Origin of the sequence: Arthrobacter sp. PvP103 (assembly GCF_017833075.1) — a bacterium.
Classification (GTDB): Bacteria; Actinomycetota; Actinomycetes; order Actinomycetales; family Micrococcaceae; genus Arthrobacter.
Window position 1 is genome coordinate 3,109,411 of sequence record NZ_JAFIBQ010000001.1, and the last position, 12,876, is coordinate 3,122,286.

The following is a 12,876-nucleotide window of genomic DNA, read 5'->3' on the forward strand; positions in this document are numbered from 1 at the left end:
GCTCAATCCGCCGGTTTGATGACGTATCCCGCGCCGCGGACGGTGTGGATCATGGGCGGGTGGACGGCATCCACCTTTTTTCGCAGGTAGGAAATGTAGAGCTCCACGATGTTGGCCTGGCCACCGAAGTCGTAGTCCCATACGCGGTCCAGGATCTGTGCCTTGCTGACCACCCGCCTGGGGTTCTCCATGAGGTAGCGGAGGAGTTCGAACTGGGTGGCGGTCAGCTGCAGTTCCTCCCCGGCCCGGGTCACTTCGCGCGTGTCAATGTTGAGGACGAGGTCGCCCACCACGAGTTCGGCGGTGTCCATGGCGGCGACTCCGGAACGCTGGACCAGCCGGTGCAGGCGCAGGAGCACCTCTTCCATGCTGAAGGGCTTGGTGACGTAGTCGTCCCCGCCGGCCGCCAGGCCAAGGATGCGGTCCTGGACGGCGTCCTTCGCCGTCAGGAAGAGCGCGGGCACCTCCGGCGCGAAGGCGCGGATCCTGGTGAGCAGCTCGACGCCGTCGAACCCGGGGAGCATCACATCCAGCACCAGCACGTCCGGGCGGAATTCCTTGGCGAGTTTTACAGCATCCGGGCCGTCTCCGGCGACGGCAACGGACCAGCCTGCCATCCGCAGGCCCATGCTCATGAGCTCGGAGAGGCTGGGTTCGTCGTCCACCACCAGGGCACGGATGGGGGAGCCGTCCGGGTGGGTGAGCTGGGGAAGGTTGTTAGTCATGGAGTGCGAAGTGGCCATGGGACAACTCTCCGATCTGCGGTTTAGCCGGCGCTATGGGGATCCTGTGGGCCAGCTGTGAATCCCAGCCTAGCGAGCTGAACGCAGGGGCGGGCCATCCATGGGCTGCCCGGCGGGGACCGGCTGCTTTGCCGGGGTGAAACCAGCTTCGGAAAGGTCACAGCTTGGCCTCCTGCCCCGCACAGGCCCCGCACAGGAACGCTTCGGAGTCTGGAGTGGACCAAGCGCCAGGCTCAAGGAGTACACCATGAACAACCACCACAGCACGCCGGTTCCGGACAACGATTCCGACAGGACTCCGGAAGACCATCCGGTCCCTGCAGGCGGTCGTATGAACATTCCCGCTATTAGCCCCGCCAACGGCGGGCATGCTCCCGGGTGGGGAGCGCCGCCGTCGTCCGCTGCTTCCGGTTCGCTACCGGAGGCGGGATGGGGATCATCCCGGCCGTACGCCAGCTGGCGTACCCCGCCGCCTGGCGGCTTTCCGGGCGGGCCGGCGGGCCGTTCGAAGCCGTGGACCGTGAAGCGGGGGGTTGCTGCCGCCGGAGCGGCGGCTGTTCTCGCAGGCGGAGCCGGCGTGGGCATCTATGCCCTGACCTCCAGCTCTGCGGCGGCTGACGGCACGGCCGATGCAGGCGCATTGCAGGAAACATCGCCGGGCGGCCGCGGCGGTGCGCAGGGCGGCTTTGCCGGCGGCGGGATGCCGCCCCAGGGCGGCCCGGGCAACTTCGCCCCGGATGGCCTGGGCGGAATGGGCAACGGAGTATCCGCCGCCGTTCACTCCGAGTACGTGGCCCTCGAGGACGGCGCCTACGTCACCAAAGTGGAACAGCAGGGAACGGTCACCGAAGTGAACTCGGGCTCCGTGACAGTCAAGAGCACGGACGGCTTCAGCCGCACTTATGCACTCGGTTCAGATGTGGCGGTGAGCAATCTGCAACAAAGGCGTCAACAGTCCGGCGCTGCGGCCATCAGCCAACTCACCGTGGCGGACATCGTGTCCGGTGCGATGGTCAGGATCGTTGCGGGTAAGGACGGTGACAGCTTCCCGGCGGAGTCGGTCCAGCTGGTAGCCGCGACGCTCACCGGTCAGTCCAACTGAGCCGGCCGGCGGGCCCGGCGGGGCTGCGCAGGACAGAATTTTTCCGTGAAGCCCGGCCGGGGGCTGGACATGTGCAAAGCGCGGCCCTCGTATTTCAGCAATTCCATACAGGCTGAATTTTCGCATCGAAAACACGAGTTATGGAGAAGAAAATTCGGCATTCAAGAGAATCCGATCGATCGTTCTGAAAAACACCTGTTATATTATTGGCATTTCAGAATCGTGATTTGGGCCACAATGCGGGATTCTGTCTCACGATGCGGACGATAGTGTCCATTGTTACTTGCAAGTTTTCATTGTTACGTTGCACACTTCAATTGTGAACAAGAACTCAACAGCACCTGCAGCCGCAGAATCCTGGACCAGCCCACCCGCTGGCGAAGACATGCGCTGTTGTCGAATGCACGCCTAACTTTCCCATCCCGAGAAGTTTTTAGGCATTCGCCCCTAGCCCAGCGTCGGGCGCCCCTCCCCAGATCTCATTGCGGGGAAAGACAGCATTCGAGCCGCGATGACGGCCATTCACATTGAGGTAAGCATTCCATGTCAGTTGCATCTGGATACGTCCACATCTCCGTCCGAAACGCCAACAAGGGCGGCCAGCCCTCAGGCCTCCGCCAGGGATTCGGTGCCCGTCCGGCGTTCGCCCCGGCAGCCCCCGGCAACAGCTTCCCGGCACCCGGCTACGCGCCCCAGGGCTACAACCCGAACTCCTATGGCCAGCTTCGCGCTGTTCCCGCCGCCGAGGCCGCCCCGCAGACGGCCCCCACCCCTGTGATTGCACCGGCCAACGGCAGTGCCGTCCGCCCCGTCGCAAACGAAAACGTAGCCCGTGGATTTGTCCTCTACATGGGCATCGACGAGGAAACGGCGGCAGCAGCCGGAACCTCCATTGCGAAACTTGCTCAGGAAATCCGCGCCTACGCGCAGTCGCTCGTCTCCGGTGCAGAGAGCTACGCCGCGGTGGCCGTAGCCCCCGCCAGCGCCCCGGGTTCCGCGCTCGACGTCGTACGGTCCACTTTCGGCGACCCCACCGTCAACTCCCGGCAGCGCACCGAGACCACCCGGCTGCCGCAGCCGCAGGATCCCCGGCCGTCCGGCGTCCTCATCGACCTGGCCCGCCGTGAAGTCCACCTCGACGGCGACTCCCTGAACCTTACGTTCAAGGAGTTCGAACTCCTCAACTACCTCGTCGAAAACGGCACCCGCACCGTGGGCCGCGACGAACTGCTCGAAGGTCTGTGGCGCAACGCCGAAGAGGTCCCCAACGAGCGCACCATCGACGTCCACATCCGCCGCCTCCGCTCCAAGTTGGGCCGCCTCGCCAACACCGTCCGCACGGTACGCGGCCAGGGCTACCGGTTCTACGAGCACCCGGAGGTCGTAGTCTGGGCCGCTCCGGAATACTCCATCTAGTCCTAGACTCGTTCGAAAGCGCCCGTTCCCTCCGTGGGGGCGGGCGCCTTCGCTTTCGCGGCACGATCCCTCGCCGCGTGCGCTCGTTCTTCACGCAACAACTGCGCTTTCGGGATGTGCCGCTACGCTTCAGCGCCCTTGATCCAGCCGAAAGGGCCGCCTTCCCGCGGGCGGGCTCTCGGAGTATGTGCCTCCGTGGCTTAGTTCCTATGGCCCTGTTGGTGCCGGGTGGTGCGGCGTAGTCTCTGATCGTCCATCCGACCATCAGGAGGAACTATGTCTGTAGCACGCATTACAACCCTGAGCTCGAATTCCAAAACTTCGTTCGATGCGGCCATCAAGGAGGGCATCGAGCGCGCCAACAAGACGCTTCGGGGTGTCACGGGCGCGTGGGTGAAAGAGCAGAAAGTCGAAATCGCGGACGGCGCCGTCGTCGCGTGGCACGTTGTGCTTGAAGTGACCTTCGTACTGGAGGACTGAACCCTGTGCAGGGCGGCCGTGACCTGAGGGGCAGGGCCGCCGCACTAGGATTGGGGCATGAGCGAGCATCACATCAGGCGTTTGGTCCTCATGCGGCACTCCAAGGCAGACTGGCCCGGAGGAGTGCCCGATCATGAGCGCCCGCTGGAGGAACGCGGGCACCGTGAGGCTCCCCTGGCCGGAAAATGGCTGCTCAAGCACGGGGTGGTTCCCGATTTCATCCTCTGCTCCAGTGCGCTGCGTACTCGGCAGACGTGTACCTGGGTGTGCGCGGAATTAGGCGACAAAGCCCCGACACCGAAACTCGAGGACGGCCTCTACGGCGCGTCCGCGCTGCGCATGCTGAAGGTCATCAACCACGTTCCGGATACCGTGACTACGCTGATGGTGATCTCCCACATGCCCGGAGTGCAGGATCTTGCCATGCACCTGGCGTCGCGCGATTCCAACCACGATGCTTATATGGACGCCGCCACCCGGTTTCCCACCAGCGGCCTGACTGTGCTGGAAACCGACAAAACCTGGGCAGAACTGGATGGCCAGGATGCCCGGCTGACGCACTTCAAGGTGCCCCGGGCGCACTAAGGGGCGCTGGCGGGACCGCGGCAGCCCCGCGCACCTCTGACTCCTGCCCCTTCTGCCGCCGTGTTCATGGTCAGCGCGGGGTTTGTGATGTTTACTGGAGATATTCGTCAGCGGCCCCGGTTAGAAGGAGATCATCGTGGACTCAGGACAGCTTGTGGGGATCATCATCGGCGTTGTTGTAGTGATTGCGATCATCGCAGCGGTGCTCTTCTTCAACCGGCGGCGCAAGGTGGAGGCGGACAGGAACAAGGCCGCCGAAATGCGTGAAAAAGCCAAAGCCGACGAGCTCGGAGCGCGGGATCGCGAGGCCAAAGCGGCCCGCGCCGAGGCCGACGCAAAACAGGCCGAAGTCGAGGCGGAGCGCCTGCGCCGGGACGCCCGCGAAAAGCAGGCGGAAGCCGAGCGCGTGCGGGCCGCGTCGCAGGAACAGCTCCGCAAGGCCGATGAGGTTGACCCGGACGTCGTCACAGCCGACCGTCGCGACGCTGACCGCCACGACGCTGACAACCGCGATACCGATCGCCATGACGCTGTTCGCCATGACGCCGACCGGCAGGACGAGACCCTTCCCGCACAGCCGCAGACGCGTGCAGAAGCTGGAACCCGCGGTCGCGGTGACAACGTGCCGGCGACAGCCCCGGGCACCACAGCCCCGGCGACAGCCGCTGGCACCACAGCCCCGGGCACGGCAGTCCCAGGCACCGCAGAACCCGGCCATGCCGGACCAGCCACGACTGAACCGGTCGCACCACCTCAGCGCGACGCTGCGGATCGCGACGCTGCCAAGCATGATGCCGTGCCCGACCACGGGGCGGACGGGGCGCCGGGAGAGCGCCCGCGGAATCTTTGAGCCCGCATCCTCTGACGCCCCGGCACTGAACCGGCAGCACGGAGCGTGAACCTTCGCCATTCCGCCCTCGCGGTCCTTGTGGCCGTCCTGTGGGGCGCCAACTTCGTTGCGATAGACCTTGGCCTGCACGCCAACGGCACTGAGGTGCCGCCGCTGCTCTTTGTTGCCATGCGCTTCGTTCTGGTCGTCTTTCCGTGGATCTTCTTCATCCGCAGGCCGGACGTCAGTTGGCGGGCCATCGTCGGCGTGGGCCTCTTCATGAGCGCCGGACAATTCGGTCTCCTCTACCTGGCCATGGCGCTGGGCATGCCCGCAGGGCTCGCCTCGCTTGTCCTGCAGGCACAGGTGCTGCTGACTGTTCTCCTCGCTGCGGGAATCCTGGGTGAGCGTCCCAGCGTGAGGCAGTTTGCCGGCGTCGTCCTCGGAGTGGCCGGACTCGCGGTGGTGGCGGTCGGCCGCAGCATGGTCGCCCCGGTCCTTCCCCTGCTCATCGTCCTGGCCGCTGCGCTGTCGTGGGCGGCCGGAAACATCGTCGCCCGGCAGGCCAAGGCCTCTTCCGGCCTGGGGCTTGTGGTGTGGTCCGGTGCAGTGGTTCCGCTACCGCTGATCGGCCTGTCCCTGTTGATCGACGGGCCGGCCGCGGTAGGCGGTAGCCTCGCAGGCTTGCAGGTGGTCACCATCCTGAGTGCGATCTACACGGCCGTCCTGGGCTCGCTGGTGGGTTATGGAATCTGGAACTGGCTCCTGGGAATCTATCCGTCGTCCGCCGTGGTTCCGTTTACGCTGCTTGTGCCGGTCGTGGGAATGACGACGGCCTGGCTGGTCCTGGGCGAGGTGCCGTCACCAGCCGAGGTAGCAGGCGGACTTCTGCTGCTGGGCGGGGTGGCAATCGCCGTCCTCCTGCCGGGCCGGCAGGGCGCCACACCCGGCCAAAGGCGATGGCATGCTCAACGACGCGATGTAGCCTTCGCCGGGGACGTGGGCGACGGTTTGGCTGCCGGTTTAGGCACAGATTTGGGCGCGGCGGACTTGGGCGCCGGCCGGGCAGCACGAGGGACCGCGGACTTGGCCGAGGGCGACGCCGGCCGCTTGGCCGCGGGCGTACGGACCGCGCCGGATCGCGACGCCGGGACACGCCCGTAGGTGGTCCCTGCGGCAGGGCGGGGCGCCGGTCTGGCCGTCGGCCGCCTTGCCGCTGAGGGCTTGCGCCGTCCGGATTCACTGCGCCCGGACCGGCTGCGGTCGGACCGGAGCCGCTTTCCGGCCGGCCATACCGCCCCTGCGAACAGAACCAGCAGCGTCCCCGCGCCGGACACCGCGGCGAGGTAGAAGTAGATATCGGAGTCCCGGGTTGTCACCGCCGCACCCAGGGAATCCGTCTCCGCGGTGAACGCCAGGCCCCACATGCGCAGGAACGCGATGGTGAACCCGATGAACAGGCTCGTACCGATGCCGCCCACCAGCAGCGCCAGGTGGCGGCCCCGGACCACCACCTGGATGACGCACGCGAGGTAGCCCACGGCCACAGCTCCGAGGAACGTGAACAACACGGACTCTTCGAGCGTTATCGCGGTCAGCACCAGGAGCCCTGCGGCGGCACAGGCCGCCGCAATAGCTATCCTTCCGCTGTTACCCATGTGGCGCATGTGACTAATCTTCCCCGATGCGGGCTACTTCCGGACGTAGCCACGCATGATCGCCATAATGGCCGCGACGCTTTGTTCGCGGGTGCGTTCAGGGTTGTAGGTCTGGCGGTCCAGCCCCACCACGAAGCACGCGCCGAAGATTGCGGTCTCCAGGCTGCCCCGGGAGATGGACTCGTCGACGGTGTAGCGCGCGGCGACGCCCTCGATCGCGCCGCCGATTACCTTGAGCAGCCGTCCGCGGAGCTCCGCGAAGGTGTCCTGCCATTCGCTGGGGGTCCGCCAGTTTTCGCTGACCCAGAGCCTGGCGAAGGACGGGTACTCTGCCATGAAGTCCATCGCCTGACCGATCATCTCGTCCATGGCGGCCAGCGGATCGGCGGAGGAGTCCTGCACGCTCAACAGCCGGGCGTGCAGGATGTCCACTCCGTGGCGCAGCAGCTGGGCGATCAGGTCGGACTTGCTGCCGAAGTTGTAGTACACGGTTCCCTTGGAGACGCCGGCCGCCGCGGCGATCTCGTCCACGGTGACGCCGGCCGCGCCGCGCTCGCCGATCAGCTCCATGGAAGCGTCGAACAGCTTCTGTTTGGTGGCATTGGTACGGGCCGGGCGGAGTTTCTTTTCGCCGGCTTCCTGCATGCTCATACGGCGATCTCCGGTTTCAGGGACTTCAGGGTCCAGAACTTGTGCTTGTGGACGGCCAGCGTTGACAGCGCGGCCCCCAGCACAGTGTAGCCAAGCAGGCCCGCCACGATGGGCAGGATCATGGAAAGGTCCGCGCCGTAGATCAGGTGCCGCATGCCGGTCACGACGTAGCCCATGGGGAGGATTTCGTGCACCAGATGCAGTGGCTGGGGGGTGGTCTGCCAGGGGAACGTGCCGCCCGAGGACACCAGCTGGAGCACCAGCAGGATCAGGACCACCAGCTTTCCGGGGGAGCCAAGCAGGGCCACGATGCCCTGGATGATGGCGCTGAAGGCCATCGCGGCGGCCAGCATGAACAGCCACATCAGCACCGGATGCGCGGGGTTGAGGCCCAGCGCCACGTCCACCACCAGGGTGAGCAGGCTCGCCTGGACAACGGAGACGGCCAGGAACGGCAGCCAGCCGCCCAGGGCAATCTTCCACGACGGCGCGTTGGAAGCCAGCGCCCGCTGGGTGACGGGACGCATGGCCTGGATCAGCATGAAGATGCCGATCCACAGCGCGAGGGTCAGGAAGAACGGTGCCAGGCCGGCTCCGTAGGACCCGGCCTTCGCCTGGGAGACGTTGCTGACGGCCACGGGATCGGCCATGACCTTCGAGAGGCTGCTCTTCTGGGCGTCATCGGGATTGGGCACCTGGCCGGCGCCCTTGCCGAGTTCCGAGGCCAGCGTGGCTGCTCCGTTGGCGGCCGTTGTGGCACCGGCTTCAAGCTGCGCTGCGCCGCTGTCGAGCGTCCCGGCACCTTCGGCAAGCTTCGCTGTGCCGTCCACGGCGCTTTGCTCCCCGGCGGCCAACGCGGAGGTCCCGGTGTGCAACTGGTCCGCGCCCGCGGACGCCTGGGCGATGGCGCCGGTCAGGGCGGGTGTGGCCGCCGCGAGCCTGGCGGCACCGGCGCTCACCGCGGCCGAACCGTCCGAAAGCTGCTGGATCTGCGCGGCGTCGGACTGGATTTTTGCCTTGGCGTCCGCCACCGGTCCGGATGCCGCGGCTGCGTCGAAGTCCTTGAGGATGCTGTCCGCCTGCGCCTGGGTGATGATGCCCGCGGCCATCAGCCTGCCGTTGGATTCCACCACGCGGTTCCGCAGTCCCTGGTCCGCGGCGTCCAATTGCCCCACGACGTCCTGCACCTTGGTGTTCAGCGTGGCGTTTCCGGCCGCTACCTGGGCGGCGCCGTCAGCCAGTTTCTGCGAATCCGCCGGGAGTGAGGCTGTCTTGTCCTTCAGCTGGCTGAGTCCGTCGCTGAGCTGTGCCGCGCCGTCGTTCAGCTGGTTGGCGCCGTCGCGCAGCTTGAGCTGGCCATTGTAGAGTTCCCCGGCGCCGCTGCTGAGCTGCGAGGTTCCCTCGTGCAGGGTGACGGTGCCGTCGTGGAGCTTGCTGACGCCGTCGGAAAGCTGGCCGGCGCCGTCAGCCGCTTTGACCATCTGTGTGTGGATGGTGCCGAAGCCGGTGAGCAGCTGGTTGGCGGTTTCCTCGCCCACTTCCTTGGCCACACTCGAGTGGACGGCAGTGGTCAGCTTGTCCACGATAGTGCTCAGCAAGTAGTTATTGGCGTCGTTGGTGGTCACGTTCAGCATGGCCTGGTTGGCGGCGTCGAAGCTGCCGGGGGACACCAGGTTGGCGGAAAAATCCTTCGGAATCTTCAAGGCGAAGGCGTACTTGCCGCTGCTGACTCCCTGGTCGGCCTGTTCGGCGGAATCCACGGACTGCCAGTTGAACACGTGACCGTCGATGAGGCTGTCCGCCACCTTCCGGCCGGCCTGCAGCTGCGTTCCGTCGCTGGAGGTGGCGCCCGTGTCCTCCACCACCAGCGCCGCGTCGATCTGGTCCAGGTTGCTGTACGGATCCCAGTTGGCGTACAGGTACACAGCCCCGTAGAGCAGGGGCACCATGGTCAGGGCAAGGATGGTCAGCTTGGGCAGCAGCCCGCCGGTCATGCGCTTGAGTTCGGAGCGGGCCAGCCTCAGCACAGTCACTTTGCGTCCTCTGTTTCGGGGGTGGGGGCAGTCGCGGTGGAGGGGCGGGGGACGGCGTTGCCGATCTCGGCGGCCGTGCCCGTCCAGTTGTCCGGGAGGGCAGCGACGGTGGCGACGACGGCGAGGGGCCGGCCGCCGTCGTACGCCAGCTCCTGGAGCCGCGGCAGCCAGTCCGCGGGAGCAGCGCTGTGGCGGTCGGGGGAGTCGACCACGAGGAGGTCGGTGTGCGGGTTTGCGAGCGATAGGGCGGTGAGCAGTTCGATGCGCCGGGCGGGGGCCAGCTGTTCCGCCCAGAGGCCTGCGATGTCCTCGAAACGGTTGACTTTGAGCCACGGGGTGCTGAGCAGGGCGCCACGGTAGCGCCGCGGGATCAGGGCGAGGTCTTCCGTGACGAGGTCGCGCACGCTCAGGTGCTGTTCAGGCTCATTGACCCCGGGGGAGTCCACGAGCGAGCTGCCCGCGCGAAGGCGCTTCGTCTTCGCCGCGCCGTCCCAGAGGAGCTCGCCGGAGGTCGGTTTCATCCGTCCGCTGAGGGTGAGTGCCAGAGCGGTCCTCTGGTCCTGGCGGGCGCCGGAAACCAGTACCAGCTCGCCGCGCCGTGCCTGGAGTGAAGTGGGCGGGAGCAAATCATCCCGCCGGCCTTTCACATGAAGCTGTCGAACCGAGAGCATGGAAGCCTTTCGCAGTGGTTGTCTGCACCAAGGCTAACTAAACTGACCAGTCAGTTCAAATAGATCGGTTCAAGTGTGATCAAGCAGTCAGAGGCCGTACTCCTCAAGCAGCCGCAGCCACACCTCGCTGACGGTGGGATAGGAAGGCACCGCGTGCCACAGCCGGTTCAGCGGCACCTCGCCCACCACGGCGATGGTGGCGGCATGGAGGAGTTCGGCAACGTCCGGCCCCGCAAAGGTGGCCCCGAGGAGCACCTTCCGGTCCTCGTCCACCACCAGCTGTGCCCAGCCCTCGTAATGCTCGGAATGTAGCGAGGACCCGGCCACGCTGATGGGAAGCTCCACCGAGGACACGTTATAGCCGTCCTTCCGTGCCTGCTCCACCGACCGGCCCACACTGGCCAGCTCGGGATCCGTGAACACCACGTTGGGCACGGCGTGATCGTTGGCCGTCTGAGCGAAGCGGGTCCACGGCTCCGGCGAGCCCTGCAGTTCGCCTTTGGCCCGCGCCGCGATGGCATCCCCGGTGGCGCGGGCCGAGTACTTGCCCTGGTGCGTGAGCATGACCTTGCCCGCCGCATCCCCCACCGCGTAGAGCCAGTCCCCGCCGTCGCCCTGGCCGGCGTAGTCCATGCCCTCAACCAGGCCGGTGGTATCCGTGCGAAGCGGTGGCACCCTGCCGTCCGAGGCACCAAGTCCCACTGCTTCCAGCCCCAGCCCGTCCAGTGCGGGATGGCGGCCGGTGGCGACGAGGAGACGCTCAGCCCTGATGCTGTCACCGTCGGCCAGGGCGACCGTAAACGAGCCGTCCCCGTTCCTGCTGACCTTCTCCGTGCCGGTGTTGAGGCGGACGTCCACGCCGTCGGCCCTGAGGCCGGCCAGCACCAGGCTTGCGGCGTCCTTCGGATACATACTGAGTAGCCCGCCGCGGGCCACGAGAGTCACGGCGGAACCCAGGCGGGCAAATGCCTGTGCCAGCTCGGTGCCGGCCACCCCGGCGCCGAGGACCGCAAGGCTCTGCGGGACGCTGCGTGCGGACGTGGCCTCGCGCGTGGTCCAGTAGTCCAGCCCCGCCAGGCCCGCAACCGGCGGGGCCGTGGGGGCCGAACCGGTGGAAAGCACGACGGCGTGCCTTGCCGAGAGCAAATAGGTGACGCCGTCGCGCCCGGCTACTTCGACGGCCCGCGGGCCAGTGAGGCGGCCGCGGCCGCGGATCAGTTCGATGCCGGTGTCCTCCACCCATTTGACCTGGCCGTCATCCTGCCAGTTGGACGTGAAGTAGTCCCGGCGTTTCAGGACCGCGGAGGCATCCAGGGTACGCGTGACCGCCTCCTCGGCGCCGGGGACCGTTTGCGCCCCGTGCAGGGCGGTTCCAGGGCGAAGCAGGGCCTTGGACGGCATGCAGGCCCAGTATGAGCACTCGCCGCCCACCAGCTCCGCCTCAATCAGGACCGCGGTGAGCCCGCCCTGGACCACCCGGTCCGCGACGTTTTCCCCCACGGCTCCGGCGCCGATCACAATGACATCGAATTCGCGTTCAACTCTGGCCGTCATGGCACCAGACTACGCCCGGCGGCGGTGCTGCCCGCGGGAAGAAACCACACGAAGCAGGAAGAAACCATACGAAGCGGTGCCGGGAATCGGGTCAGTGTTTGGCGCGGGCGCTTAACAGAAGGTGGGACATCCAATATTGTTTTCTGTGACCCACTCCGCACGGTGGTTCAGAACTCTCGGTTAGGGGAACCCATGACAACACCAGGCGTCGCTTCGCAGGCGCGTTTCAGCGCCCAGGCCCGACTGCGCGCTCTCCAGGCGGACATCATGGACCTCATCCTGGACCGTGAACTTGAAGCGGGTGATCCGCTCCCCACGGAAAACGAACTGGCCCTGGCCTTGGGAGTGGGACGCAATACCCTCCGCGAATCGCTCAAAGTCCTCCAGGCGCTCGGAGTTGTTGAAATCCGGCACGGATTCGGCATGTTTGTGGCGCCCAACAATTTTGATGCGCTGGCCGACGGCCTGACTTTCCGCGGCAGGCTCTCGCTGCGCCACAAGGGCGGGGAGGCCCTGGAACTGGTGGACGTCAGGCAGGCGCTCGAATCAGGCCTGATCGGGAGCGCCATGGACACCATGACGTCCGGCCAGCTGGCCGCCGTTGAGGAATCCGTGATCCGGATGGAGGAGCTGGCCGCCGCGGGGGAGACGTTCGTGGAAGCGGATGCAGAGTTTCACCGGCGCTTGTTCGAACCGCTCAACAACACCCTGCTGATCAGCCTGCTCGCCGTCTTCTGGAAGGTGTACCGGCAGATCCACCTGGAAGTCGGAGCAGGCACCGAGGACCTTACGGAGACGGCCGCTGTCCACCGCCGCATCTACGAGGCCGTGGCGGACGGGGACAAGGCGCTGGCTGCTGAACGGCTGAACCGCCATTTCGACGGCATCCGCCGCCGCATCCACGACGCAATAAACGAGTAGGGCGGCCTGCGGGCGGGCAGCCCGCCCGGGGCTGCCTCCCAGAGCTGGGCGGGAGGCGGACCCACGCGAAACAAACTGAAACAAAAAAGATCCGCACCGGCGAACCGGTGCGGATCTTTCGTTCTATGTGCGCCCAAAGGGATTCGAACCCCTGACCTTCTGTTCCGTAGACAGACGCTCTATCCAGCTGAGCTATGGGCGCATTCTCGGCTCCGGGAGTTTTTCGTTCACCC

At 66.4% G+C, this 12,876-nt stretch carries 12 protein-coding genes and 1 tRNA gene; 7 read left to right on the forward strand and 6 right to left on the reverse strand.

Features of this window, described 5'->3' with window-relative positions:
* Positions 1 to 2 precede the first annotated feature (2 nt).
* Positions 3 to 743, reverse strand: a complete 741-nt coding sequence (locus tag JOE41_RS14430) for a response regulator transcription factor (protein ID WP_011690522.1) — start codon at positions 741 to 743, stop codon at positions 3 to 5.
* 247 nt (positions 744 to 990) lie between these two features.
* Between JOE41_RS14430 and JOE41_RS14435 the strand changes: the two genes are divergently transcribed.
* From JOE41_RS14435 to JOE41_RS14460, 6 genes are all read left to right on the forward strand, one after another.
* Positions 991 to 1,845 carry a hypothetical protein gene (locus tag JOE41_RS14435; RefSeq protein WP_209752749.1) on the forward strand — a complete coding sequence of 285 codons (855 nt, stop codon included), beginning with the start codon at positions 991 to 993 and terminating at the stop codon, positions 1,843 to 1,845.
* Positions 1,846 to 2,388: 543 nt separating this feature from the next.
* Entirely contained in the window at positions 2,389 to 3,261 is an 873-nt protein-coding gene (locus JOE41_RS14440) for a winged helix-turn-helix domain-containing protein (protein WP_011690524.1), read from the forward strand.
* 276 nt (positions 3,262 to 3,537) lie between these two features.
* Positions 3,538 to 3,741 carry a dodecin family protein gene (locus JOE41_RS14445; protein ID WP_011690525.1) on the forward strand — a complete coding sequence of 68 codons (204 nt, stop codon included), beginning with the start codon at positions 3,538 to 3,540 and terminating at the stop codon, positions 3,739 to 3,741.
* 57 nt (positions 3,742 to 3,798) lie between these two features.
* A complete protein-coding gene (locus JOE41_RS14450; protein ID WP_011690526.1) occupies positions 3,799 to 4,326 on the forward strand; it encodes a histidine phosphatase family protein in 528 nt (175 codons plus the stop codon).
* 136 nt (positions 4,327 to 4,462) lie between these two features.
* Positions 4,463 to 5,176, forward strand: coding sequence for a hypothetical protein (locus JOE41_RS14455; protein ID WP_209752750.1), 714 nt, complete (start codon positions 4,463 to 4,465; stop codon positions 5,174 to 5,176).
* A 45-nt stretch (positions 5,177 to 5,221) separates the two neighbouring features.
* Complete coding sequence (locus JOE41_RS14460) at positions 5,222 to 6,319, forward strand: EamA family transporter (protein WP_209752751.1); 1,098 nt, start codon at positions 5,222 to 5,224, stop codon at positions 6,317 to 6,319.
* A gap of 527 nt (positions 6,320 to 6,846) precedes the next feature.
* Here the strand turns inward: JOE41_RS14460 and JOE41_RS14465 are convergent.
* The 4 genes from JOE41_RS14465 to JOE41_RS14480 form a co-directional block, all read right to left on the reverse strand.
* Positions 6,847 to 7,464 carry a TetR/AcrR family transcriptional regulator gene (locus JOE41_RS14465; RefSeq protein ID WP_011690529.1) on the reverse strand — a complete coding sequence of 206 codons (618 nt, stop codon included), beginning with the start codon at positions 7,462 to 7,464 and terminating at the stop codon, positions 6,847 to 6,849.
* Entirely contained in the window at positions 7,461 to 9,497 is a 2,037-nt protein-coding gene (locus JOE41_RS14470) for a YhgE/Pip domain-containing protein (RefSeq protein WP_209752752.1), read from the reverse strand. The genes JOE41_RS14465 and JOE41_RS14470 overlap by 4 nt, the downstream gene beginning before the upstream one ends.
* A complete protein-coding gene (locus JOE41_RS14475; protein WP_011690531.1) occupies positions 9,494 to 10,168 on the reverse strand; it encodes an ABC transporter ATP-binding protein in 675 nt (224 codons plus the stop codon). The genes JOE41_RS14470 and JOE41_RS14475 overlap by 4 nt, the downstream gene beginning before the upstream one ends.
* Positions 10,169 to 10,255: 87 nt before the next feature.
* The gene (locus tag JOE41_RS14480; RefSeq protein ID WP_209752753.1) at positions 10,256 to 11,722 is read right to left on the reverse strand and encodes an NAD(P)/FAD-dependent oxidoreductase; all 1,467 of its coding nucleotides are present in this window, start codon (positions 11,720 to 11,722) and stop codon (positions 10,256 to 10,258) included.
* A 192-nt stretch (positions 11,723 to 11,914) separates the two neighbouring features.
* Between JOE41_RS14480 and JOE41_RS14485 the strand changes: the two genes are divergently transcribed.
* Entirely contained in the window at positions 11,915 to 12,643 is a 729-nt protein-coding gene (locus tag JOE41_RS14485) for a FadR/GntR family transcriptional regulator (protein WP_209752754.1), read from the forward strand.
* Positions 12,644 to 12,771: 128 nt separating this feature from the next.
* On the opposite strand, the gene JOE41_RS14490 is transcribed toward JOE41_RS14485, so the two are convergent.
* Positions 12,772 to 12,845: transfer RNA gene (locus JOE41_RS14490), tRNA-Arg, on the reverse strand.
* Positions 12,846 to 12,876 lie beyond the last annotated feature (31 nt).

Bases quoted from the DNA above. Each gene is read 5' to 3' on its own strand.
- JOE41_RS14430 (WP_011690522.1), bottom strand. From the start codon at position 743: ATGGCCACTTCGCACTCCATGACTAACAACCTTCCCCAGCTCACCCAC.
- JOE41_RS14435 (WP_209752749.1), top strand. From the start codon at position 991: ATGAACAACCACCACAGCACGCCGGTTCCGGACAACGATTCCGACAGG.
- JOE41_RS14440 (WP_011690524.1), top strand. From the start codon at position 2,389: ATGTCAGTTGCATCTGGATACGTCCACATCTCCGTCCGAAACGCCAAC.
- JOE41_RS14445 (WP_011690525.1), top strand. From the start codon at position 3,538: ATGTCTGTAGCACGCATTACAACCCTGAGCTCGAATTCCAAAACTTCG.
- JOE41_RS14450 (WP_011690526.1), top strand. From the start codon at position 3,799: ATGAGCGAGCATCACATCAGGCGTTTGGTCCTCATGCGGCACTCCAAG.
- JOE41_RS14465 (WP_011690529.1), bottom strand. From the start codon at position 7,464: ATGAGCATGCAGGAAGCCGGCGAAAAGAAACTCCGCCCGGCCCGTACC.
- JOE41_RS14475 (WP_011690531.1), bottom strand. From the start codon at position 10,168: ATGCTCTCGGTTCGACAGCTTCATGTGAAAGGCCGGCGGGATGATTTG.
- JOE41_RS14480 (WP_209752753.1), bottom strand. From the start codon at position 11,722: ATGACGGCCAGAGTTGAACGCGAATTCGATGTCATTGTGATCGGCGCC.
- JOE41_RS14485 (WP_209752754.1), top strand. From the start codon at position 11,915: ATGACAACACCAGGCGTCGCTTCGCAGGCGCGTTTCAGCGCCCAGGCC.